The 24,820-nt window shown below is 70.7% G+C and carries 14 protein-coding genes; 2 read left to right on the top strand and 12 right to left on the bottom strand.

Annotation, left to right across the window (positions count from 1 at the left end; translation table 11 throughout):
- Positions 1–219 precede the first annotated feature (219 nt).
- Positions 220–1,656 (bottom strand): sigma-54 interaction domain-containing protein, encoded by a 1,437-nt coding sequence (locus H0B54_RS24725; protein ID WP_188262526.1) that lies wholly within the window; start codon positions 1,654–1,656, stop codon positions 220–222.
- A gap of 225 nt (positions 1,657–1,881) precedes the next feature.
- On the opposite strand from H0B54_RS24725, the gene H0B54_RS24720 reads away from it, so the two are divergent.
- Positions 1,882–2,457 carry a sigma-70 family RNA polymerase sigma factor gene (locus tag H0B54_RS24720; RefSeq protein WP_188262525.1) on the top strand — a complete coding sequence of 192 codons (576 nt, stop codon included), beginning with the start codon at positions 1,882–1,884 and terminating at the stop codon, positions 2,455–2,457.
- Positions 2,454–3,107, top strand: a complete 654-nt coding sequence (locus H0B54_RS24715; protein WP_188262524.1) for a ChrR family anti-sigma-E factor — start codon at positions 2,454–2,456, stop codon at positions 3,105–3,107. The genes H0B54_RS24720 and H0B54_RS24715 overlap by 4 nt, the downstream gene beginning before the upstream one ends.
- A gap of 68 nt (positions 3,108–3,175) precedes the next feature.
- Here the strand turns inward: H0B54_RS24715 and H0B54_RS24710 are convergent, their stop codons facing one another.
- The 11 genes from H0B54_RS24710 to H0B54_RS24660 form a co-directional block, all read right to left on the bottom strand.
- Positions 3,176–4,768 (bottom strand): alpha/beta hydrolase-fold protein, encoded by a 1,593-nt coding sequence (locus tag H0B54_RS24710; protein ID WP_246472775.1) that lies wholly within the window; start codon positions 4,766–4,768, stop codon positions 3,176–3,178.
- Positions 4,769–4,782: 14 nt separating this feature from the next.
- Positions 4,783–11,976, bottom strand: coding sequence for a non-ribosomal peptide synthetase (locus H0B54_RS24705; protein ID WP_188262523.1), 7,194 nt, complete (start codon positions 11,974–11,976; stop codon positions 4,783–4,785).
- 32 nt (positions 11,977–12,008) lie between these two features.
- Positions 12,009–12,215 carry an MbtH family protein gene (locus tag H0B54_RS24700; RefSeq protein WP_188262522.1) on the bottom strand — a complete coding sequence of 69 codons (207 nt, stop codon included), beginning with the start codon at positions 12,213–12,215 and terminating at the stop codon, positions 12,009–12,011.
- A 23-nt stretch (positions 12,216–12,238) separates the two neighbouring features.
- Positions 12,239–12,994 (bottom strand): 2,3-dihydro-2,3-dihydroxybenzoate dehydrogenase, encoded by a 756-nt coding sequence (gene dhbA, locus H0B54_RS24695; RefSeq protein WP_188262521.1) that lies wholly within the window; start codon positions 12,992–12,994, stop codon positions 12,239–12,241.
- Complete coding sequence (locus H0B54_RS24690) at positions 12,991–13,866, bottom strand: isochorismatase family protein (protein ID WP_188262520.1); 876 nt, start codon at positions 13,864–13,866, stop codon at positions 12,991–12,993. Before H0B54_RS24690 ends, dhbA begins: the two co-directional genes overlap by 4 nt.
- Entirely contained in the window at positions 13,863–15,488 is a 1,626-nt protein-coding gene (locus H0B54_RS24685) for a (2,3-dihydroxybenzoyl)adenylate synthase (protein ID WP_188262519.1), read from the bottom strand. The genes H0B54_RS24690 and H0B54_RS24685 overlap by 4 nt, the downstream gene beginning before the upstream one ends.
- Positions 15,485–16,690, bottom strand: a complete 1,206-nt coding sequence (locus H0B54_RS24680) for an isochorismate synthase (RefSeq protein ID WP_188262518.1) — start codon at positions 16,688–16,690, stop codon at positions 15,485–15,487. Before H0B54_RS24680 ends, H0B54_RS24685 begins: the two co-directional genes overlap by 4 nt.
- A 234-nt stretch (positions 16,691–16,924) precedes the next feature.
- On the bottom strand, positions 16,925–20,077 hold the full coding sequence (locus tag H0B54_RS24675) for an efflux RND transporter permease subunit (RefSeq protein WP_188262517.1): 3,153 nt from the start codon (positions 20,075–20,077) through the stop codon (positions 16,925–16,927).
- A 232-nt stretch (positions 20,078–20,309) separates the two neighbouring features.
- Positions 20,310–21,395, bottom strand: coding sequence for an efflux RND transporter periplasmic adaptor subunit (locus H0B54_RS24670; RefSeq protein ID WP_188262516.1), 1,086 nt, complete (start codon positions 21,393–21,395; stop codon positions 20,310–20,312).
- Positions 21,392–22,690 carry an enterobactin transporter EntS gene (gene entS / locus H0B54_RS24665; protein WP_188262515.1) on the bottom strand — a complete coding sequence of 433 codons (1,299 nt, stop codon included), beginning with the start codon at positions 22,688–22,690 and terminating at the stop codon, positions 21,392–21,394. The genes H0B54_RS24670 and entS overlap by 4 nt, the downstream gene beginning before the upstream one ends.
- Before the next feature lie 106 nt (positions 22,691–22,796).
- Complete coding sequence (locus tag H0B54_RS24660) at positions 22,797–24,746, bottom strand: TonB-dependent receptor domain-containing protein (RefSeq protein WP_246472773.1); 1,950 nt, start codon at positions 24,744–24,746, stop codon at positions 22,797–22,799.
- Positions 24,747–24,820 lie beyond the last annotated feature (74 nt).

The following is a 24,820-nucleotide window of genomic DNA, read 5'->3' as shown; positions in this document are numbered from 1 at the left end:
GAACTTCATCAAGCTGACCCGCGAGCAGCAGATGGACGTCATCAGCCGCACCTTCCACGGCGCGCATTGAGTCCCTGAAAGTCCCCTCTCCCCTCTGGGGAGAGGGTTAGGGTGAGGGGGTGCCCGTCAGGGCGTCAACACAGCCTCATTGCAGCGCATTTCTGGCCTTGCGGCCGCCCCCTCATCCCATACCCTTCTCCCCAGAGGGGAGAAGGGCTTTTACACCGCCCCCTGCGCGTCCTCCTTGATTCCCAGCGCCTGCATCCGCTCGTAGAGCGAGGCGCGCGAAATCCCCAGCAGCTTGGCGGCCTTCGCCTTCACCCCGCCGGTGCGCGACAGGGCGCCGACGATGGCCGCGCGTTCCGTGTCCTTCAGCACGTCGCTCAAAGGACGGTCACCACCCTCCGCCGGGCGATCGCCCGAACCGGAGCGAACCGCCGCGCGCGGCAGGGCGGCACGGATGTGCTCGGCGGTCAGGGCCGCGTCGTCGGTCATGGCCGACACCCGCTCCAGCACGTTGCGCAGCTCCCGCACGTTGCCTGGCCAGTCGTAATCCTCCAGCACGGCGATGGCCCCGGCGGTCAGCTCCCGCGACGGGGCGGCGGTTGTGAAGGCCAGCTCGTCCAGGATGCGATCGGCGATGCTGCCGATGTCCTCCGTCCGGTCGCGCAGCGGCGGCAGGGTGATCGGAACCACGTTCAGACGGTAATAGAGGTCGGCGCGGAACTGCCGCTCGCGGACCAGCGCGTCGAGATCGCGGCTGGTCGCCGCGATGACACGCAGATCGACACGCACCACCTTGTTGGAGCCGACCGCCTCGAACTCGCGCTCCTGCAGCACGCGCAGAAGCTTGGCCTGGAGCGGCAGCGGCATGTCGCCGATCTCGTCCAGGAACAGGGTACCGCCGTCCGCCAGTTGGAATTTCCCTTCGCGCATCTTGCGGTCGGCGCCGGTGTAGGCGCCGGGGGCGACGCCGAACAGCTCCGATTCCAGGAGGTTCTCCGGGATCGCCGCGACGTTCACCCCGACGAAGGGCGCCCCGGCGCGTGGGCTGGCGGCGTGGATGCCGTGGGCCAGCAGCTCCTTGCCGGTGCCGGTCTCGCCCAGCAGCAGGACGGTGCTGTCGAGCTGAGCGGCGCGGCGGGCCAGGCGCTTCACCTCGCGCATGGAATCGCTGTTGCCGATCATCTGCGACAGGGAGTATTTCGCGCGCCGCTCCTGCGCCAGCTCCTGCCGGGTGCGGGTCAGCTCCTCCTGAAGCTTCTGGTACTTCGACATCAGCGGACGCAGCCGGTCGGCCCGGTCGAACAGGGCGAAGCCGATGGCCCCGATCAGCGTTCCGTCCTCCTCGCGCAGCGGCAGGCGGGTCACCACGATCGTCCGTTCCCCGATGTCCATGAGGTCGAGCAGCATGGTCTGCCCGCTCTCCACCACGTGGCGCATCTGGCTGTTGGGAATGACCTCCTCGACCGGGCGGCCCAGCGCGTCGTTCGGGTTGCCGGAATAGCCCAACAGCTCCAGATAGCGGTCGCCGATCCAGGCGATCCGCGCGTGCTGGTCGACCACGATCAGCCCGACGCAGGCGTCCGCCAGATGGTGGAACAGCGACTCCACGGCCCTGGCCCGCAGATGTTCAAAGTTCGGTTCGAGGCTCATGCCTTCTTCCTTCTTGATGGGGGCTTGATGGGGGCTTGGTGGGGCGCCCGGCGGAGGGCGTCGCGGACCTAGCATCAGGTGGGGGCACCATACCAGGGAATCCAGTTGGGGGATGCCCTGCCCATACGCACGACGCTGATCCTATGCCGAATTACGCCGTGTGCCGCGGCACACGCTGTTGTATGGTGCGGCACAACGCTGACCGACCGAAGACTTGTCCCTGGCATGCTGCCGAAGGCCGATTCGAACGACCCGACCATGCCGGACCACGAGCAACTGCTGCTTGCCGTTGCCCGCAACCGCGATTCCACCGCCTTCCGCGCGCTGTTCGACCATTTCGCGCCGCGGATCAAGGCCTACATGCGCCGGCTGGGGGCCGACAGCAGCGCGGCCGAGGAGCTGGTCCAGGACGTCATGATGGCGGTGTGGCTGCGGGCGGACCGCTTCGACCCGGCGCTGGCCAGCGCCTCCACCTGGATCTACACCATCGCCCGCAACCGCCGGATCGACCGTGTCCGGCAGGAGCGGCGGCCCGAGCTTCAGCCCGATGACCTGATGTCGGAGGGTGGGGAGGAGCCCACGCCCGACCACCAGTTCGAAGCGGCCGAGACGGCCTTCCGCCTGCGCGCGGTGATCGGCAACCTGCCGCCGGAGCAGGCCGACGTGCTGCGGCTCGCCTATTACGAGGACAAGGTTCATGCGGAAATCTCCGCCGAACGCGGCATTCCCCTGGGTACCGTGAAGACCCGCTTGCGGCTGGCCCTCGTTCGCCTGCGCCGGGCATTCGGGGAAGGGGCGTGACCGTGCCGGCCCATCATCCCGCCCCCGAACTGCTTCTCGACTACGCCGCTGGCAGCCTGCGCGAAGTGCAGTCGCTGCTGGTCGCCGCGCACCTCGCCTATTGCCCGGACTGCCGGGCGCAGGTCGCGGAGCTGGAGGCCTGCGGCGGTGTCCTGCTGGCGGATCTGCCGCCGGAGCCGGTATCCGACACCCTGTTCGGCACCCTCATGACCCGGCTGGGCGAGACTGCGGCCCCGTCGTCTCCCGTCGCTGCACCAGCCGGAAGGAGCGTGTTTCCCGGCCCGCTGCGCCGCGCCATCGGTGCGGAACCGGAGGCGCTGGAGTGGGTGCGCGTCGTTCCGGGTGTCCATCTGTCCGCCTGGGCGGTCAGTGCCGGAACGGCCTCGGCCTGTCTGCTGCGCATGGCGTCCGGAGCGCGGGTTCCGGCCCACCGCCACACCGACAGCGAGATGCTGCTGGTGATGAAGGGCGGCTTCTCCGACGAATTCGGGGCCTACCGGGTCGGCGACGTTGCGTCCTACGAGACCCACACGCCGCACCACGCCGTGGCCGATGCGGACGGAGAGTGCCTGTGCCTGCTGGTGCAGGACCGACCCTTGGTGTTCACCGGTCCGCTCGGCTGGCTGCTCAACCGCGGGTTCCGCTTCTGATCGGCCAGCGCTTGGCCGTGCGCGCGATTTGCGACGCCGCACCGCACAGCCACAACGGAGCTGTCGCCTCAGCGCCCGAACAGTGTGAGCAATCCGTCGCCCAGCGCACCGCGCCAAGCGAACAGGTCGTGCCCGGCGGCATAGTCGCGGTGGGTCACCTCGTAGCCCTTGGCCTCCAGCACGTCCCGCAGGTGGCGTGAGCTTTCCAGGATGCCGATGTCGCCATCGCCTCCGGTTTCAAACAAGCCCGCGCTGAGGAAAAAACGCACCGGGCGGCGTTCACGCGACGCCACCAGGCCGGCCATATGCTCCGGGCGGTCCGGCGGCGCCTCGGCCGGGTGCCACCAGAAGGAGCCGGACATCGAAAGCGCGTTTCCGAAGCGGTCCGGATGGGCCAACGCCGCGGACACCGCCGCCAGCCCGCCATAGCTTGACCCGGCCAGAACCGTGCGGTCGGGCCGGGACCGGATGCCCATCCGCTCATTCAACCAGGGAAGAAGCTCGTCGGCGAGCATCGCGGCGAAAGCGGGATTGGCCGGCAGTTCGCGTTCCCGCGCCGCGGCGGAGGGGTTGGCGATGAAGACGGCGACGGTCGGCGGCAGGCGGCCATCGCCGGTCAGCCGGTCGAGCATGGTTGGAACCGGCGCGCGCCGGTCCAGATAGTCCGGCCCGTCGAACAGAATCAACAGAACCGCATCCTTCCCCGCCGGATCGACGCCGGGCGGCGCATAGACCGCGACGTCGCGCGTGTTGCCGAGAATGCGGCTGGCGAACCGTTCGAGGACGAGCCGTCCCGCCGGCTCGGCCCAGCCGCCTTCCAGTCCAGGCTGGGGCGGGGCGCCGGGCAGTTCAACCAGGGAGACCTGATTGTAGGGGTCGGGAGCGGCGACCGGCCAAGGGTTGTGGTTCAGCGGATCGGCCTGAAGCCGCGCCAGGATCGCCATCCGGCATTCGCGGCAGGTTCCGGGGAAGTCCGGCACGTCCGGCGCGATCTGGTAGGACAGGCGGGTGGAGGCGGGAACGACGAAGCTCTTGTACCAGACGTCGCTTCCGCCGAGCCGGTCGAGATTTTCATGGTTGGAGGTCGGACCGCCCAGCAGGCGCACATTGTGGCGCGCGCCCCGCGCCAGGAACGTCATCGTGACCCGGTCCGATCCCGGCGCGCCCGTCAACGGTTCCACCAACGGCGTGCCGCGCCGGGCGATGTCCTGCCAGAAGGCATCGGTCCCGCCGCCGCGCCTCACCGTTTCCGCCAGAGCGGCGATGGTCGGGCTGAGATGCCCCTGAAGGACGGGATGCTGGTCCGCCACGGCGATGCGGCGGGTCAGCGCCAGTCGATAGCCGCCGTCCCCGCGCAGCGTGACCCGCAGCGCCGCCATGCCGGGCCCGGCGACGAAGCGGAAGACTTCCCGCCCCGCCGTGCCGTTCAGCAGCAGTCGGATAGGGCGTCCTTCGCGGTCGATCAGCCGCAGCTCCGCCGCGTCCGTTCCCGAATCGAGCACGCCTTCCACATAATCGCCGTCGTCGAGGTCCAAAGGATGGACGGCGCTGCGCTCCGTGCCGGACACGGGAACGTCGAGAACCAACGGGGGGCCGTCCGGCACCCCCGCGCAGGCGTTCAGAAGCATCATCACCATTCCCACGAGCCTCAGGCGCTTCAATCGCCCTTCCTTTCTCATCCGCCCACCGCGGCACGGACCGGCTCCGCGTCGGCCGCCGTCCCCATGATTACCCGGTCGAGCAGGGGACCGACGATCCGCAGGGACGCCGGGGCGATGATGTCCTCGTGCGAGCAATGGGACAGGCGGTGGACCGACAGGCGTCCGACCCGGCCCGTCCAGCTTCCCTCGGGGTCGATGTCCGGGGGGATCGACTTCTCCGCCACGAACAGCGTCAGTTCGCCGTCGTAAACGGGGGTGCAGGCCTTCGAGAGAACCCGGACGGCGTCCTTGTAGTTGCCGAAGATGTGGCCGAACATCTCCACCTTCTCCCGCCGCAGCGCCTCGTCCATCACGTCGGCCAGGGCGTCGGTGAGGAACTGTTCCTGCTCCCGCTCGGCCGCCTGATCGGCGTCGGTGCGGCCGAGTCCGCTCCAGTCGTGCGCCTCCGCCGGGTAGGTGTCGAGCAGGCCGAGGAAGTCCACCCGCTCCCCCATCCGCCGCAGCCGCACCGCCAAGCCGTAGGCGACCGTGCCGCCCAGCGAATAGCCCAGCAGATGGTAGGGGCCTTGCGGCTGCACCTCGCGCAGGATGGCGAGCTGGCGGTTGCACAGCTCGTCGAGGTCGGCGCTGAGCGCCAGCGGGCCGTTGGGGCGCGGCGATTGCAGCCCGACGATGGGCCGGTCTCCGCTTAGGTAACGCGACAGGACGCTGTACTGCCAGGACAGGCCGGACCCCGGATAGAGGCAGATCAGCGGCGGCCCCGACCCGTCGCGCAGCCGGATCACCGGGGCGAATCCCAGATTCTCCGGCTCGTCACGCTCGCCCGCCTCGGCCAGCAGGGCGGCCAGCCGGGCGACGGTGGGGGCGACCATGATCTGGCTGACCGCCACCGGCTGCCCGAGGTCGCGGCGGATGCGCGCCGCCAGCCGCATCGCCAGCAGGGAGTGACCGCCGATGGCGAAGAAGTCGTCGTCCGCACCGATCCGCTCCAGGTCCAGCAGTTCGGCGAAGAGGACCGCCAGCCGGCTTTCCAGCCCCGGCGCCGGTGGACGGCCCGGCGAGGCCGCCTGGGCGCCCACCGCGGGCAGGGGCAGGGCCTTGCGGTCCAGCTTGCCGTTCGGCGACAGGGGGAGGGCGTCCAGCGTCACATAGGCGGCGGGCAGCATGTGCGGCGGCAGCGTGTCCCGCAGGGCGTCGCGGATGGCCGCCTCGTCCAGCGCGTGGCCCGCCGCTGGAACGAGGTAAGCAACGAGCTGGCGCCGGTCCATGCCCGGCTCGGACCCGCCGTCGCTCAGCGCCACGGCGGTCACCGCCGCCTGGGCCACGCCGGGCTGGACCGCGAGGGCGCTCTCGATCTCGCCCAGCTCGATGCGCTGGCCGCGGATCTTCACCTGATGGTCGGTGCGGCCCAGATACTCGACCGAACCGTCCGGCAGCCAGCGGGCGAGGTCGCCCGTGCGGTACATGCGCCGCCCCGGATCGAAGGGGTCGGCGACGAAGCGCGACGCGGTCAGGCCGGGCCGTCCGAGATAGCCGATGGCGAGCTGGTCGCCGCACAGATACAGCTCCCCCACCGCGCCCGGCGGCACCGGGCGCAGCGCGTGATCGAGAATGCGGAGCTGCGTGTTCCACACCGGCCGGCCGATGGGAACGCCGCCGTCCCCCTCGATCCAGGCGCCGGACGCCGGGCAATAGGTGACGTCCACCGCCGCCTCGGTCGGGCCGTAGAGGTTGTGCAGCGCCGCGCCGAAGCGGTCGGTGAAGGCGCGCGACAGGCCCCGCCCCAGCGCTTCGCCGCTGCAGAAGACGCGGGTCAGGCTGGTGCAGACCGGAGCATCGGGGCCGTGGATTTCGATCACGCTGGCGGTGAACAGAGCCAGCATCGACGGCACGAAGTGGATCGCGGTGACGCGGTGATCCTCGATCAGCCGGACCAGCGCCGCCGGGTCGCGGTGGGCCTCGGGCGGCGCCATGACCAGCCGTGCCCCGACCAGGAAGGACCAGAAGAACTCCCACACCGACACGTCGAACCCGCAGGGCGTCTTTTGCAGGATCGCGTCGTCCGGCCCCAGGGGATACTCGTTCTGCATCCACAGGATGCGGTTGACGATGGCGCCGTGCGACACCGCCACGCCCTTCGGCCGTCCGGTGGTGCCGCTGGTGTAGATGATGTAGGCCGGGTGCTCAGTGGCCGGGTGCTCCGGAGTCAGCCCGTCCGCGAGCACAGGCGCTTCATCCACCGTCCCGCCGTCCTCATCGACGAACAGCACCGGCACCGCGGCGCCGAACAGCGGGCGCGAGGCCGCGTCGGTCATCAGGACGCGCGGGTGGGCATCGGACAGCATGAAGGCCAGCCGCTCCGCCGGGTAGCCGAGGTCGAGCGGCAGATAGGCCGCCCCTGCCTCGATGACCGCGAGGATCGACAGGCTGAGGGATGCGGAGCGCGGCACGCCCACCGCCACCACGTCGCCGGGGCGCACGCCCAGGGCCTGCAGCCGCTCGGCCAAAGCGGTCACCCGCCCTCGAACGTCGCGGAAGGTCAGGCTCTCCCGCTCGTCGACCAGGGCGACGGCGTCCGGCGTGCGCGCCGCCTGCGCGACGAGGAGGTCGCGCAGCGTGGTCCGGGGCACCGCCCGCGCGGTGGCGTTCACCGCGGCGAGGTGCCGCCGCTCCGTCTCGGTCAGGGTCGGCAGGGCGGCCACGGGCGTCTCGGGATAGCCGATCAGCGTGGTCAGCAGGCCGCGGACCCGCTCCGCCAGCGCCGCCGCGTCGGGCACCGCGCTGCGGTTCTCCACCAGCAGGGTCAGTTCCCGGCCCGGCAGGACCAGCAGGGCGAGCGGGTAGTGGCTGTAGCCGCGGTTGTGGACGCCGGAAACGCGGACGCCGCCGAGGTCGAGGGACTCGTATCCGCTGTCCGGGTAGTTTTCCACGACCAGCAGCGTGTCGAACAGAGCGGCGCCGCCCGCCATCGCTTGGAGTTCCGGCAGGCCCAGACCGTCATGCTCCATCAGGGCGATGTGGCGTTCCTGGACGGCCGGAAGCTGCTCCCACAGCGGCCGCGCCGGGTCCAGCGCCACCCGCACCGGCACCGTGTTCAGGAACAGGCCGACCTGCTCCTCCAGGCCGGGAACGGCGGCGGAGCGTCCGGAGACCGGCGTGCCGAACAGCACGTCGTCGCGCCCCGCCAGATTGCTCAGCACAAGCCCCCACACCGCCTGCATCAGCGCGTTCAGGGTCAGCCCCTCCGCCCGCAGCCGGGAGAGCAGGGCGTCGGTCAGCTCCGCCGGCAGGGCCAGCTCCGCCTCCTGCATCGGCGTGTCGCCGCCGGACCGGGCCGGGTCGAACAGGACGGTCGGGGTGGCCCCGGCCAGCGCCGCGCCCCAGGCGGCCCGGCTCGCGGACCGGTCGCGGGCCAGCAGGCCGTTGACCACCGCCGGATAGCCGGCGGCCAGGGGCGTCAGCGCGTCGGGGTCCTGCGCGTAGGCGGTCAGCAGGTCGCGCAGCAGCAGCGGCGTGGACCAGCCGTCGACCACCAGATGATGCACGGCGATCAGCAGCCGATGGCGGTCGGGCGCGGTGCGGACGAGGATGGCCTTCACCAGACCCAGAAAACGGTCGGTCGGGTTGGCGCGCTCCGCCGCCGCGGCCTCGATGCGGGCCAGTTCCGTAGCGCGGGCCTCCGGCGCTTCGTCCGACAGGTCGTGGTGCTCGATGGGCCACAGCCCGGCGCCGTCGTCCGGCAGGGCGGGGATGACCAGCAGCGGCTCGCCGCGCCCGTCATGGTCGAACAGCCCGGCAAGCTGCGGGTGGCGGCGCAGCACCGCGTCGAAGGCCCGTCCCAGCCGCTCCGCGTCCAGTGGCCCGTCGAGGTCGAGCGCGGTGAAGGCGTTGTAGGCGCTGGCCTTTCCGCCCAGCTGGCTCTGGAACAGCATGCCCTTCTGCAAGGGCAGCAGCGGCACCGCCGCCGCGACCGGGCCATGACGGGCCTCCAGCGTCGTCGGATCGACGGCGGGCGGCGCGGTGACGGTCCGGTTTTCCGGAACCAGCGCCTTCAGAGCGAGCGCCATGCGTCGCGGGTCGCGTCCGGCGAAGACATCGCGGGGGCGCAGCTCGAACCCGTGGGCGCGCAGCGCGCTGCCCAGCGCGATGGCGCTGATGCTGTCGCCGCCGAGCGCGAAGAAATCGGCGTCGGCGCCGACCATCGGCACCTGTAGAACCTTCGCCATGGCGCGGCAGAGCAGCGCCTCCCCGGGGGTGGCGGGAGCCGCACCGCCGCTCTCCGCCGCCGGGGCGGGCAGGCGCGCCCGGTCCACCTTGCCGTTGACGGTCAGCGGAAAGGCGTCCAGCACCACCAGCGCCGAGGGCACCATGTAGTCGGGCAGCCGCTCGCGCAAGCCATGCAGCAGGTCACGGGCCGTCCGATCCGACCCTTCGGCCAGGGTGCAGTAGGCGATCAGCCGGTGGCTGCCGTTCACCGCCTCCGCCACCACCAGCGCACCCGACACGCCGGGCAGGCGGTGCAGGGCGGCCTCCACCTCCGGGATTTCGATGCGGTAGCCGCGGACCTTGATCTGGTGGTCGGAGCGTCCGATGAAGTCGATCTGCCCGTCGCCGGTCCAGCGCACCAGATCGCCGGTGCGGTAGAGCCGCCCGCCCGTGCCGAAGGGGCCCGTGCTGAAGGGATTGGCGACGAAGCGCTGGGCGGTCAGCCCCGGCCGGTCCACATAGCCCGCCGCCAGACCGGCGCCGCCGATGTACAGCTCGCCGACGGCGCCGACCGGCACCGGGCGCAGCCGGGTGTCCAGCACATGCACCCGCACATTGCCGACCGGCCGCCCGACCACCGGCCGCTCCGCCGCGGTGACGGGGGCGCGCAGCGTGTCCACCGTGTTCTCGGTCGGGCCGTAAAGGTTCACCGCCATCAGATCCGCGTGGCCGCGGAGGTCCGCCCACAGGGCGGGGGAAGCCGCCTCGCCGCCGATCAGGATCAGCGTCGGCTGGTGGTGGCCCGGTTCCATCAGGCCGCAGGCCAGCATCTGCGCGCAGAAGGAGGGCGGGAGGTCCATGGCGTCGATGCGCCGGCTCCGCACCTCCCGCACCAGGGCGTGGGCGTCGCGCCGCATCTCCTCGTCGAAGACGTGAAGCTCCTGCCCCAGCAGCATCCAGAAGATTTGCAGCCAGGAGGAATCGAAGGCGAAGGAATGGGTGTGGGCGGCCCTGAGGGCGCGCGAACCGTGGCGCCGTCGGACGGCCTCCAGCGCCGGCCCATAGACCGTCGCCGTGTGCGACAGCAGCAGGTTCAGAAGCGCGCCGTGGGTGTTCATCACCCCCTTCGGGCGCCCGGTGGAACCGGAGGTGAAGATGATGGTCGCGATGTGGGCCGGCGTCAGGGGCGCCTTGCGCTCCGCCGCCGCGACGGATCCGCCGGGCAGGGCGGCGCAGGCGGCCAGCAGGTCGGCGTCGTCCAGGCAGAGCGCCTCCAGCCCGGCGGGCAACCGTCCCGCCACCGAGGTCCAGGTCAGCGCGCAGCGCGGCCCGGCGTCCTCGCACATCATCGTCAGCCGTTCGCTGGGATAGTCGAGGTCCAGCGGCAGATGGGTGGCGCCGCTCGCCAGAACCGCCAGCATGGCGACCACCGCGTCGGCGGAGCGCGGAACCGCCACCGCCACCACGTCGCCGGGACCGACGCCGCGCGCGATCAACAACCGGGCCAGCCGCGACACCGCGCCCGACAGCTCCGCGAAGGGGATGCGGGTGTCGCCGAACACCAGCGCCGTCGCCGCCGGCGTCTCGGCGGACTGGCGGTCCAGAACCTCCACCAGGGTCGCCGGGCGCTCCGGAGCGGCGAAGACGGGACCGCTGGACCAGGCGGCGATGGCTGCACCCTCATCGTCGTCCATCACCGGCAGGCCGTCCAGCGGAGCACCGGTCACCGCGGCGGCGAGCAGCCGGGTCAGGCGCCGGGCGTGGCGGGCCAGTTCAGCGGCGTCGTAGCGGGTGCGGTCGGCGCGCAGCTCCAACGCGATGCCGCCGCCGCGGGTCATCAGTCCGAACTCGAAGTCGTCCACCGGGCCGGTCGCCAGATGGTGGGTGATCGCCTTCACACCCGCGAAGTTGAGGTCGTAATCGAACAGGCGATAATTGACCACCGGACCGTAGAGCGCCTTTCCCGTCCCAACCTGTCCGAGGTCGCGGGGGATGCGCTCCGCGTCGTAGCGCTGGTGCCGGCGCGCCTCCCGCAGCGCGGCCCGCACCCGACCGGCGGCCTCGCCCAGCGTGCCGGCGCCGGTCAGGTCGATGCGCACCGGCAGCACATTGACCACCGGCGCCACCGCATGGACGGCGGCGGAGCCCATGCGCCGCATGAAAGGCACGCCCACCACCGGGCGGGAATTGCCGGACAGCCGGTGCAGATAGACGGCGATCCCGGCCATCGCCAGATCGGCAACCGATACGCCGGCTCGCTCCGCCAGTTGAGTCAGCGCGCGGGCCAGAGGGTCGGGCAGGGCGGCGGTGTGGGCCACCACCTCCGACGTGGCCTGCTGCTCGGTCGGCTTGGCGCCCTGCAACGAGAGGGTCAGCGGCGCCGGAAAGTCCCGGCACAGCCCGCTCCAATAGGCACGGTCGCGGGCCAAGGCGTCGGAGGCGAGATAGGCCGCCTCCTCCCCCGCCACCGCGGCGACGGAGACGAAGGGGCAGGGGGCCGGCGCCCGGCCTTTGATCGCCGCGCCGTACAACTCCGCGATGCGGCGGGTCAGCGCGTTGAAGCTGTAGCCGTCCAGCATGATGTGGTGATAGCGCTGGTACCAGATCCAACGCGGCGCCCCGTCCGCCCCGGTGATGTCGAACAGGATCTGGCGGCACAGCGGGCGGTCGCCATCGGCGGGCAGGTCGCCGGCCAGATCGTCGGCCATGACGGCGCGTGCCGCAGCCTCCGGATCGGTGGCGGTGCTCAGGTCCACGCGCTCCGGCTCCGCCACCGCACCGTCGCCCAGAATCTGGACGACGCTGCCGTCCCGTTCGGCGAAGCGCGCGGTCACCGTGTCGGCCTCCGCCAGCCCGTCGCGGATGGCCTGGGACAGGAGCGCGGCGTCGACGGCGCCGTTCAGCTCGATGGCGTGGGCGATGACATAGGCGTTCTTCCGGGCCGCGACCTGATCCGCCAGCCAAATGCCCAGTTGCGTGCCCAGCAGGGGGATGATGCGCATGGCCCTGTCCTCGTGAGTGCTTTGAAAAGCTGTCAGGCGGCGGCGGGGGTGAGGTCGGTCCAGGCGGCCTCGATGTGGTCGAGGCAGGCGGCGCGCCCGGCGGGGCCGAAGACCGCCGTCCAGCCCTCCGGCACCGCGGCGAAGCACGGCCACAGGCTGAACTGGCCGGCAGCGTTCATCAGAGCCAGAAAATCGTGACGTTCGTCGTCGAAGGGATTCACGTACTGGTCGTTGGTCATGATGATTCCTGGAAATGAAAGGATCAGCGCCCGAGCGTCGCCCCACCGTCCACCAGCAGGTCGGCCAGGGTGATGTGGCCAGCGGCGGGGGAGGCGAGGAAAACCACCGTCTCCGCCACGTCCCGCGGCGTGGCGAGCTTGCCGAGCGGAATGCCGAGCTTGTGCTGGCCGGGATTGCCCTGGATGGTCTTCGCCGCGCCGTCCGGCCCGCTCCACAGCGCACGCTGCATCGGCGTGTCGGTGGAGCCGGGCGAGACGACGTTGCAGCGCACGCCGTAGGGCGCCAGCTCCAGCCCCACCGTCATGGTCAGGCTGGTCAGCGCGGCCTTCGACGCGCCGTAGGCGGCCATGCCGATCCGCGGCACATGGGCGGCGTTGGACGACACGCTGACGATGGCGCCGCCGCTCCCGCCGCTTTTGAAGGCCGGGATCACCGCCCGCATCATGTGGAAGGGACCGGCCACGTTGACGGCGAAGCTGTCGCGCCAGTCGGCGTCGGTCGTCGTCTCCACCGGTCCCATGCGCAGGATGCCGGCGACGTTGGCCAGCGCGTCGATCCGCGTGCCCTCGGCGAACAAGGCCTCGCAGGTTCCGGCGACCGCGTCGGCGTCGGCGATGTCCAGCGTCACGGCGCGGTAGGGCCGCTCCCCGCCGTCGTTCCAGTGGCGGTCGAAGGCGACGACGATGGCGCCGCGGGCGTGGAACAGGTCGGCCACGGCCCGCCCGATGCCTTGCCCGGCGCCGGTCACCCAGACGGTCCGGCCCGCGAAGTCCGTCATGCCGCCACGCGCCCGGAAGCGGCCAGACGGGGCTCGATCAGCGCCCACCAGCCGTTGATGCTCGGCTGCGCGGCCAGCTCGGCGAAGCCGACCTCGACGCCCGCGGCCTTCCAGCGGTCCACCACCTGCATCACCGCGATGGAATCCAAACCGAAATCCATCAGGTTGTCGTCGTCCCCCGGCACCTCATCCAGGGAGGCGAGGAGGATGCGCCGCAGCCCCTCCTTGCTCAGCACCGCCGCGGGGGCCGCCAGCAGGCTGTCGGAATGGATTGTCCGCCCGGCGTTGCGCGCGACGTAGCGCAGCGCCATCATGTGATCCTCGCGCGAGAAGTCGGCGATGGCGTCGGCGACCAGGAAGGGCTTGATGCCGCGCATGAAGGCGTCCAACGCCGTCTGCATCACGCCGATGTGCGCGTAGATCCCGCAGATCAGGAGCTGGTCGCGGCCGGCCTCCGCCATGATTTCGGCCAGCGGGGCGCGGAAGAAGGCGCTGTAGCGCCATTTGGTCAACACTTGGTCGTCGGCGTCCGGGGCCAGCGGGGCGACGATGCCCGCGAGGTCCGGCTTGGCCGTCAGGCCCGGCCCCCACAGGTCGTTCAGCAGGCCGCGGTCGGCGTCGGACTGCACCGGCGGCTGGGCCGTGTAGACCACCGGCACGCCCAGCGCCTTCAGATGGCGCTTCAGCCGGACGATCCGGTCGATGCAACTGACGATGGCCGGGTTCGCCGCGCCGTAGAAGCCGACGAAATAGTCCTGCATGTCGTGGATCAGCAGGACCGCGCGGGCGGGGTCGACGCTCCAGGACACCTTGTCCTGCGGCAGTTCCGCGGCGGTGGGCAGGGCGTAGGGGGCGATGGATCGGATGGTCATGATGCGGTCATTTCCATGGAGGCGTTGTCTTTGCGCGCACGCTCGCGCAGGGTCTGTTTGTCGATCTTGCCGACGGCAGTCTTGGGGAGGTCCGGGACGAAGACGAAGCGGTCGGGCAGCTTGAAGTCGGCCAGCCCCTGGCCGCGCAGGAAGCGGCGCAGCTCCGACGGCCTGGTGCCGGGCGGGGCGATGACGAAGGCGCAGGACCGCTCGCCCATCAGCGCGTCGGGCATGGCGACGACGGCGGCGTGGCTCACCGCGGGGTGGGCGGCCAGCAGGTCTTCGACCTCCTGCGCGTCGATCTTCTCACCGCCGCGGTTGATCTGGTCCTTGTTGCGCCCGCAGACGACGAGGTTGCCGCCCGGCGCCAGGCTGACCAGATCGCCGCTGCAATAGAAACCCTCGGCGTCGAAGACGCGGGCGTTGTGCGCGTCGGCCTTGTAATAGCCGCGGAAGGTGTAGGGACCGCGGGTCCACAGCTCCCCCACCGCGCCGGGCGGGACCGGGTGCCCGGCGGCGTCGAGGATGCGGATCTCGTCGTCGGGGCTCATCGGGCGGCCCTGGGTGTTGACCACCGTCCAGGGATCGTCGTCGAGCCGCGTGTAGTTCACCAGTCCTTCCGCCATCCCGAATACCTGTTGAAGGCGGCAGCCCAGCCCCTCCGGCACCCGCTCGGCGACGGCGGGGCTGAGCTTGGCGCCGCCGATCTGGACGACCTCCAGGCTGGACAGATCCTCAGCGCCGCCGGCGGTCTCCAGCCAGACCGACAGCATCGGCGGAACCAGCGCGGCCCAGGTGACGCGGTGGCGCGCGATCAACGGGAAACAGGTCGCGGGGCTGGGGTCGCCGGCCATCACCACCGTGCCGCCGGCGTGGAACACGCCGAGCGCGCCGGGCGAGCTGAGCGTGAAGTTGTGCGGCGCCGGCAGGGCGCAGAGGAAGCGGCAGGACCCGTCCAGCCCACAGATCTCGGCGCTGCGGCGGACGCTGTAGAGATAGTCGTCGTGGGTGCGCGGGATCAGCTTCGGCGTGCCGGTGCTGCCGCCGGACAGCTGGAAGAAGGCCGCGCCGGACGGATCGGCGACAGGGGCCGGCCCGGCTGCGTCCTCCGCCAGCGCGCCGCCGTCGGCCCAGGCGAAGCCGCCGATCCCGTCGTCGGACGGAGCGCCGAGCAGGAGCAGCCGTTCCGGCCCGACCGCCTGCGCCATCAAAGCGACCAAAGCTTCGTCCGCCGCCGGCAGCACGGCCAGCGCCGGCGCGATCTGGCGCGCGTAGGCGGTCAGCTCATAAGCGCCGTGGCTGTTCAGCGCGTTGACCGGCACCACCCCGCAGCGCAGCAGGGCGAAGAAGACCAGATAGAATTCCGCTCGGTTGGGCAGCCGGACCAGCGCGGTGTCGCCGGGCCGCAGGCCGCGGGCGCGGAAGGCCGCCGCCAGACGGAGCGACAGGCTCTGCAGGTCGGCGTAGCGGAACCGGCGTTCCCCGCAGAGGATCGCGGTGGCCCCCGCCGCCGCGCCCCGGTGGCGGTCGATCACGTCGGTCAGCGGGTCGCCGGTCCAGTAGCCCTTGGCGCGGTAGCGCTCGACAAACTCGGCGGGCCAGGGCGTGAAGGGAATGGTCACGACGCCAGCTCCACCGGCACGTCCGCGTTGGAGGGCAGGGCGGAGCCGACGCCGAACAGGTTCAGCATGGTGGTCAGCTTCGCCGCCGTCTCCTCCCACTCCGCCGCGGGGTCGGAGTCCGCGACGATGCCGGCCCCGGCGTAGAGGCGCAGCCGCCGCCCCTGGACCAGCCCGCAGCGGATGGACAGCGCCCATTCGCCGTTGCCCCTGCTGTCCATCCAGCCGACCATGCCGCCGTACCAGTTGCGGGCGTAGCCCTCCAGCCGGTCGATGGCGTCGCGGGCGAGGTCGGTCGGCGTGCCGCAGATCGCTGGCGTCGGGTGCAGCGCGTGGGCGAGCCGCAGCGACGAAACCGCGGGATCGGCCAGTTCGCCGGTCAGCTCGGTGGACAGGTGCAGCATGGTCGGGGTGCGGATCACGCTGGGGGCGTCCGGCACGGACAACGGGTTGCAATGGGGGGCGAGCGCCGCGCGCACCGCATCGACGACGTACCGGTGTTCCGTCCGGTCCTTCGTGGACGCGAGCAGGGCGGCGGAGCGCTGGCGCTCCACCTCGGCGGACGGGCTGCGCGGGGCGGAACCGGCCAGCGGGTTGCTGACCACGGTCCGCCCGGTCTTGCGGATCAGCAGCTCCGGGCTCGCCCCAACCAGAGTCTGTCCGTAGGCGACCGGGGCCGCGAAGACGTAGGCTCCGGGATTCTGCCGCAGCAAGGCCCGCAGCAGGCGCCCTGGTGCGAAGGACTCGCGCGCTTCTACGTCGAGCGGACGCGACAGCACGACCTTTTTCAAAGCTGTGTCGCGAAACAGACCGATGGCCTGGGCCACCGCCGCTTCGAAGGCGCCGCGCCCCACCGTTTCCTCGATGGCGGTCAGCGCGACGGGGTCGGGGTCGGCGGCGATGCGGCCGGCGTCCTCGTGATCGCAGTGCTTGGGGATGAACAGGCGGGCGTGCTGGCGTCCGTCGAAGGGGACGGTGCCGACCAGGATGGGATTCTCGACACCCTGGGCCTTGCGGCGGCGGAAAGCGCGGTCCAGGGCCTCCTCCCACCGGCCATCGGCAAAGCTGCGGTCGTCGAGAGCCACGTCCAGCCGCTCGTCCACGCCGTAGGCTCTCAGGACGCGGCCGCGTGAGGCGAAGGCGAATTCCGGGTCGGAACGGCCGCCGAGCGGCCGCTCCCCGGCGGGCAGGGGTAGAACGTCCATGGAAACACGAGCCTCCACTGTCCATCCGCCAGCGCGGACGACGTTGACATGGTCGGAAAAATGCGCGCCGTTCGAAGGTCCGGGCGGGCGCGGGAATCGCCGCCGGCTTTCTGCCGGGACCGCGGATCGCGTTCGCATATATATGCGAATGATTATTATTCGCAATATAGGATTATGCTTCGAGGGTCGCAAGTATTTTTTGCATTACCGAATATGTTTCTCTCGCGTTCGGACTCAGTCGCCCGCCCCTGCCACCCTCCGGACGTGCGCAAGGGCGTTCAGCCGGTCGGACAGGCGGAAGACCAGCGACAGCACCACGGGCAGGACCGTCACCGTCACCAGACTGGAGATGAGAAGGCCGCACAGCACAACCAGCCCCAGCCCGCGGTACAGCTCCGTCCCGGCGCTGGACACCGCGACCATCGGGATCAGGCCGGCGACGGTCGTCACCGTGGTGATCAGGATGGGGCGCAGTCGGCTCTGCAAGGCGTCGGCGATGGCCTCCGCCCCGGACATGCCGTGCGCCCGTCGGTTCACGGCGGCCTGCTCAACGATCAGGATCGGGTTGTTCACCACCGTCCCGACCAGCACCAGGAAGCCCATCATGGTCAGCACGTCGAAGGGCTGGGGCGGGCCGAAGCCTCCGGACAGGCCGGCGACGAGGTTGTAGAGCCACAACCCGACCAGCCCGCCGCCGATCCCCGTGGGCACCACCGCCATGATGATCAGCGGATAGCCCCAGTGCGAGAAGACAGCGACCAGAACCAGATAGGTGATGGCGAGCGCCAGCAGGAATCCGCCGGCCAGGGAGGAGCGCAGCTCGTCCAGGGACCCGCCGGCCCCGGTGATGCGGGTGCTCATCCCGTCGGGGATCACGCCCTCGGCGCGCAACCGGTCCACCAGATCGGTCCGCACCGCGGCGATGCCGGATTCCAGCGCCTCCGACCTCGGCGGGATGATGGTCAGGGTGACCGTCCGGAACCCGTCGATCCGCGCGATGCTGGAGGAACCCACGGTTTCCCTAAGCTCGGCGAGGCTGGAGAGCGGCACCGGGGCGCCGCGGCCGGTGTGGAGCACCAGATCGGCGAAGCTCTGGCGGTCGCGGCCCAGGCCCCCGGCCAGCCGCAGATAAATGTCCAACGTCTCGTCATTCAGCAGATACTCGTCGGCGAAGGCGCCGTCCGAATAGGCGCGCAGCGTGTAGCCCAGCTCGGCCAGCCCGATGCCCATCTCGCCCGCGCGCTCCCAGTTCGGGTGCAGCTCCAAGAAGGGCTGCGACATGGCCAGCGTGGGCGGGGAGGGGTCGCTGTTGACCTGCCCGTCGGGGAACAGGTCGCCCGCGCGGTCGAGCACCGTCAGCGCCGTGGCGTAGAGCGTGGTCAGGTCGCCGCCGCTCAGCTCCAGCCGGATGGCACGGGCGCCGCCGCTGTTGCCGGAGAAGATCGACCCGCGCGCGGCGAAGCCGCGCATGCCGGGAATCGCCCGCATCCGCTTGGTGACGTTGGCGATCAGCGCGTCGGTGTCGGCGGGATCCACCGGCTCCGTCACGAAGCGGATAAAGCCGGGCCGGATGAAGCTCAGATTGACCCGCAGCGGCGGAATGCCGGTCTCGGCGTCGGTGCTTGCCGCGCCCACTTGACGGCTCAGCAGCGGGTCGATCTGCCGCCAGACCTCCTGCATCGACTCCATGCTGTAGCCGGGCGGGGCGGACATGAAGCTGAAGACGGTGGCCTCCTCGCCCTCCGGCAGATATTCGGCGGGCGGCACCATGGTGAGCATGACGGCCACCATGGCCGCGGCGGAGACGGCGAGGATCGCCAGCTCCCGCCGGGCGCTGCGCAGCATCCAGCGCACCGCCACACCCAACGCGCCCTCCTTCTGCGGAGACTTTCCTGCCGGGGACGCCACCGACCAGCGCCCGGCGACCACCGGAACCAGAACCAGGGCGGCGAACATCGACATCACGACGGCGCCGGTGATGGCGATGGCGATGTCGGAATAGAGCTGCCCGGCCTCCGCCGTGATGAAGAGCACCGGCAGGAAAACCAGGACGGTGGTGAGAGTCGAGGACAGGATCGCCGGCCACACCTCGGCGATGCCGTCTTCGGTCGCGGCGGCGCGCGATTTGCCCATGCGCAGGTGGCGGGCGATGGCGTCCAGCGCGACCACGCTGTTGTCCAGCGTCATGCCGATGGCGAAGGCGACGCCGGACAGCGAGATCACGTTGATGCTGCGCCCGGCCGCCGCCAGGACCAGCAGGGTCGCCAGCGTGCAGACCGGTATGCTCGCCGCCGCCGCCGCGGTCGCCGGGACGGAGCGCAGGAACAGCAGAAGCACCACCGCGGCCAGCACGCTGCCGGCGATCAGGTTGCTCAGCACATTGTCGATGGACCGTTCCATGTAGCGCACGTCCTCCGACAGCAGCCGCATGGACAGACCGCGCTCCTTCAGGGCGTGGCGGTTCAGCTCCTCCACCGCCTCGGTCACCGCGTCCTTGACGGCGATGACGTTGGCGCCGGCCCGTTTGCCGATGGTGACGAGCAGGGTGGGGCGCCCGTCGGCGAAGGCGACGCTGCGCGCCTCTTTCGTCGCCATGGTCACCGATCCGACGTCGCGCAGGCGGATGGCCGTGCTGTTCTCGCGCGCGACGATCAGGTCGGCCAGATCCTCCAGGTCGGAAAAGCGCCCGATGGTGCGCAGGAAATAGCGCCGCTTGCCGAAGTCACGGTCGCCGCCGGATACGTCGCGGTTGCGCGCCCGGACGGCGTCGCGCACCGTCCCCACATTCAGGTTCCGGGCGGACAGCTTCAGCGGGTCGAGCAGGATGTGGATCTCCTGCGCGGCCCCGCCGATCACCTCGGCCTTCGCCACGCCGGCCACACGCTCCAGCCGCGGGCGCAGGACGTTCTCGATCCAGTTGGTCTCGCGCTGGATGGATTCCGCGTCGGTAGAGCCGTCCAGCCGTTCGACGCCAAAGAACAGGAAGGGCTCCGCCGTCGCGGATTCGGCGACGATGCGCGGGCGGTCCACCGTCTCCGGATAGTCGGTGACCTGCGACAGCGCGTTGTCGATGTGGATCAGCGCCTCGTCGACGGAGGTGCCGGAGGGGAATTCCAACTCCACCTGACCGCCGCCGAACTCGGCGCCGGAGGAGAGGCGGACGAGGCCGGGGATGGCGCGCAGGTATTTCTCCTGCTCGATCAGGATTTCCTGCTCGACGTCCTGCGGGGTGGCGCCGGGCCAGTTGGTTTCCACCATGATCCGGCGCGGGCTGATGTCGGGGATCATCTGCACCGGAATGCGGAAGACCGACACCGCGCCCAGCAGGCACAGGATCAGGACCGACACCAGGGCGGCCAGCGGGTTGCGCAGGATCAGGCGGGTCATCGCGACTCCGGGTAAGGAAACTTGAATGCTCCCTCTCCCGCCCCGGGAGAGGGAAGGGGCCCACGCCGAAGGCGTGGGAAGGGTGAGGGTGCTGCCAAGGATTGGCGTCTTGATCCTCGCAGGACCCTCACCCGGCCCTTCGGGCCACCCTCTCCCGGGGCTCTCAGCGGCCAAAGGCCGCCTGACGCCGTCAGCGCCCGCATGCGGGCGCGAGAGGCGGGAGAGGGGTTTTTCACCCCACCATGTCCGGGACGACCGGCTGGTCGGGGCGCAGGCCCTCGTTGCCCTGGACGACCACCAGATCGTCGGGACGAAGCTCGGGACTGAGGACCTCCACGTGGTCGCCGGAATGGCGGCCCGTGCGCACCGCCACCGGGCGGGCCACCGCCCCATCGCCGCCGCGCTGGACCACCCAGACGCGGGCGCTGCCGTCGGGATGGCGCTGCACCGCGTCCGCCGGGACCTGGAGCGCGATCTCCGCCGCTCCCGGCGCCGGGCCGAGCGCGACTCTGACGCGCGCCGACATGCCGGGCATGAGCCGGCCTTCGGGGTTGGGAAGCGCGATGTGGATGCGGAAGCTGCGGCTGACCGGATCGGCGGCGGGCACCACCCGCTCGACCGCCGCACCGATGCCGGCCCCGTCCGGCGCGTCGGCGACCAGAACGGTGACCGGCGTGCCGGCGGTGATGCGCCCGTGCTGGCGCTCCGGCACATCAACGACGACGCGCAGCGGGTCGGTGGCGGTGAGCTGAAGCACAGAGACGCCCGCCCCCACCCATTGCCCGCGTTCGGTGCGCCGTTCGGTCACCACACCGGCGAAGGGCGCGGTCAGCGCGTGACGCGCCATCTGTTCCCTTTGAATGGCGACGGCGGCGCGAAGTTGGCGGACCTTGGCCTCCTCGATGGCGGCCTGGGCGAGCTGCGTGCGGTAGCGGGACTGCGAGACGCTCTGCACGCCGGCCAGCGCCTCCGCCTCGCGGGCCAGCCGCAGGGCGTCGCGTTGCAGGTGCTCCGCCTCGGCCAGGGAATGCTCCAGCCGTTCCAGATCCAGCCGGGCGAGGGTGTCGTCCAGCCGCAGCAGGGTTTGTCCAACCTCCACCCGGTCGCCGGCCTCGACCAGCAGGTCGTCCACCCGGCCTTCGACCTGGGCGGACAGGGCGCTGCTCTGCGGCGACACCAGCGTGCCGGGCAGGTACAGCGTCTGGCGGACGGGGGCGGCGACCACCGCCGTCACCTTCACCCGCGTCTGGGCGGCGGCGGGAAGCGCGGCGGCGAGCAGGGCGGCGGTCAGCAGGATCGGCATGGCGCGGGTCATCATCCGGTTCCCTCCAGGGCGGGGTCGCTCATCGGCGCTCCGCGCATCGTGGTGGCGGCGGCGGTCACGGCGGCGGCGAGCGTCAGCGCGCCCAGCCCCAGCGCCAGAATTCCGACGGCGGGGCTCAGCAGCGTCGCCAGCAGGCCCATGCCGATGGTCCCGGCGCTGTCGCCGAACACGTCCTGCGCGGTCCACAGGCTGTTGACGCGGCCCAGCAGATGGTCGGGCGTGTGGCCCTGCACCATGCTGTATTCCAGAAGCGAGGCGATGGAAGTGGCATAGCCGAACAGCACCAACACGGGCAGCGCCACATAGAAACCACTAGGGAAACCACTGGGGAAACCACTGGGGAAACCACCGGGGAGGCTTCCGGCGGCCCCGATCACGGCGACGCAGGCGAAGGCGGTCATGCAGGCGCCGCCCATCACCAGACCCGGACGCTCCAGCCGCGCGGCCCAGCCGCTGAGCGCGGCGCCCAGCGTCGCCCCGATGGGAACGGCGCTGTACATCAGCCCGGTCTCGACGGCGCCGCCGCCGAACGCCTCCTCGACCAAGGCCGGGAAGAGAATGCGGATGGAGGTGACGACCGTGGTCAGGCAACCGAGCGCGACCACGCTCAGGATGACCTTGTGGCCGAAGAGGAAGGCGAAGGCCTGTGCCATGGCGCGCAAAGGGTTCTCCCCGGCCTCGCCCTCCGGCGTCATCCGGGGCAGGCCGAGCAGGGTCAGAACGGTCAGTCCGGTGCCCAGCGCCGTCAGCAGATAGACCCAGCCGACGCCCATCCCGGCGATCAGCAGGCCGCCCAGCGCCGGCGACAGGATGGTGGCGATGCGCATCGACAGCATGCCCAGCGCGCGGGCCTGCACCAGATTGGCGCGCCCGACGAGATGGGGCATCGCCGCCATCAGGGCGTTGACGCCGATGGCTCCGAAGAAGCCGTCCCAGAAGGACAGGGCGTAGATCGCCGGCAGGGACGGGGAGGGCAGCGCCGCGTTGGCGGCCAGCCCGAGGAAGCCCAGGCCGCAGACGCCGCGGGCGACCAGGATCAGGCGGCGGCGGTCCATGCGGTCGGCCAGCACGCCGCCCAGCAGCAGGCCCAGGAACATGCCGACACCGTCGCAGGCGGCGGCGATCCCGACCTGAAGGCTCGACCCGGTGAGGGCGTAGACCTGAAGCGGCACCGCCACCGACAGCAGGCCGAGCGCCATCAGCGAGATCGTCCGGGCGATCAGGACGCGGCGGAAATCGGGGTTGGTTCTCAGAAGGCTGAGATCGACGAAAAGGTTCGACAGGATCATGGGCGGGCCTTTCCGGCACCGGCGCCCGCGGCAGAGGAACCGAAGGCGGCTTTCAGAAAGCGGGCGCGCCCGCCTCCGGAGCAAGCCGGGGGCGGGCGGCGGCGGATCAGAACCGGTAGTTGGCGGAGACGTAGTAGTTGCGCCCCACCTCCACCGACGTGAAGTTGACGTTCTTCTCGCTGAGGATGACGTCGGTGATGTTCTTGACGCCGGCCCCGATGGTCAGCGCCTCGGTCACGTCGGCGCTGACGCCCCAGTTCAGCAGGGTGTAGCCGGGCATCTTGCTGGTGCCCTGCAGCTGCGGGCCGGTGTAGCTGGTCGACACCGACGTGCTGACGGTGTCCAGCGCCTGCCAGGTCAGGGAGGCGTTGACCTTGTGGCGCGGACGGTAGTCCAGCTCCGCACCGTTGCTCTGCTCGGTGTAGAGGTAGGTGTAGTTGCCCGACAGCAGCAGCTTCGGAGTCAGGCTGACCGAGCCGGTCACCTCGACGCCCGAGATGTCCACATTGTTGATGTTGCTCCAGTTGCGGGAGGGCGGCGGCCCCGCGCTGTAGACCGCCTGGATCATGTCCTTGACCTTGTTGTGGAACAGCACGACGCTGCCGTCCCAGCGGTCATAGCGGGTTTCCAGGCCGATCTCGTAGTTGGTGCTGGTCTCCGGCTCGAGGTCCGGGTTGCCCGACAGGAAGCAGCGGCCGCCGCAGCTCACCACCCGGTATTCGCGGCTGAGCTGGTAGGCGTCCGGCGCCTTGTAGCCCTGGCTGACGCCGGCCTTCAGCGACAGCGCGTCGGTCAGCGCGTAGACGACGTTGGCGCGGCTGGTGAAGTTGCCGCCGAAGATCTCGTGATGGTCGTAGCGGGTGCCGACCGTCAGGGTCAGCCCGTCGATCAGCCCGATCTGATCCTGGAGATAGACGGCCTTCTGCCCAATCTCCGACTTGCCGGACTGCAGGAAGGTGTTGGGGTCCTCCACCGTCTGCTTGCGGTATTCCGCACCCGCGGTCAGCCGGTTGAAGCCGAGCTGGAAGTTGGAGCGGCCGTGCAGGAAGAGGTTCTTCTCCTTCAGGTGCCGCTGCTGCGGCGCGTTGAAGGACGAGTTGTAGTCGTCGATGCGGCCATCTTCGTAGTTGGCCTCCACCAGCGTGTCGCCCCAGCTCCAATTGCCGCGGTGGGCGGCACCGAAGGTGTTTCGGACGATTTCCTGCTTCTGGGAGGAGAGCCAGCGATCGTAATAGCCGCGGGGCCGGTTGTCCCGGTTCAGGCCGTAATTGGCCTCCAGCGTCTGGTTCTCGGTCACGTCGAAGGCCAGCGTGGTCAGCAGGTTCGCAAGGTTCTTCTTTTCCAGGACCGGAACGACGCCGTTGTAGCGGGAGTCGTCATACCAGGCCTGCCGGTTGTAGTACTCGGCGGCGACCGAGGCCGAGACCTTGTCCACGATCGGGCCGGCGGCGTAGAGGCCGGTGCGGTACTGGGTGCCGCCGCGGCCCGGCTCGACGACGCGGTAGTCGCCGTTGATCTCGCCCGACCACTTGTCGGTCGGCTTCTTGGTGATGATGTTGACCACGCCGCCGATGGCGTCGGAGCCGTAGAGCGACGACATCGGGCCGCGCACGACCTCCACCCGCTCGATGGCCGACATCGGGATCGAGTGGTAGTCGAAGTCGCCGCCGCGCCACAGCGCGTCGGAGGTGGACACCCGGCGCCCGTTCACCAGCACCAGCGAGTAGTTTTGGCCCATGCCGCGGATCACCACCTCGTCGCGGCCCGTGGCGTCGGTGCGGTCGTTCACGCCCACCGAGCGGCCCAGGATCTCCGGCAGGCCGGAGGAGGCCACGCCCTCCTTCTTCAGATCCTCCGACGTGATGACGGTGGTGAAGGCGGGAGCGGTCAGCGTGCTTTGTGCCGTGCCGGTCGCGGTGACCGTCACCGGACCCAACGTCTGGACCCCGGCGGGCGTCCCTTCCGTGGCGGCCTGCTGAGCCAGCGCCGGCGTTCCCCCCGCCAGCGCCGCCGCCAGAGCCGCACCCACCATGGTTGCGGATTTCGCCGCAACCATCGGACGGCTCGCTGCCGCCCCTTCCTCTGCACACGCCCCCGATGTGCGAATGGTCATGCTTGTATCCCCTGATT

Source organism: Azospirillum tabaci (assembly GCF_014596085.1).
In the GTDB taxonomy this organism is placed as follows: Bacteria; Pseudomonadota; Alphaproteobacteria; order Azospirillales; family Azospirillaceae; genus Azospirillum; species Azospirillum tabaci.
Note: the sequence above shows the minus strand (reverse complement) of the source record. Positions and strands in the feature narration are given on the sequence as shown.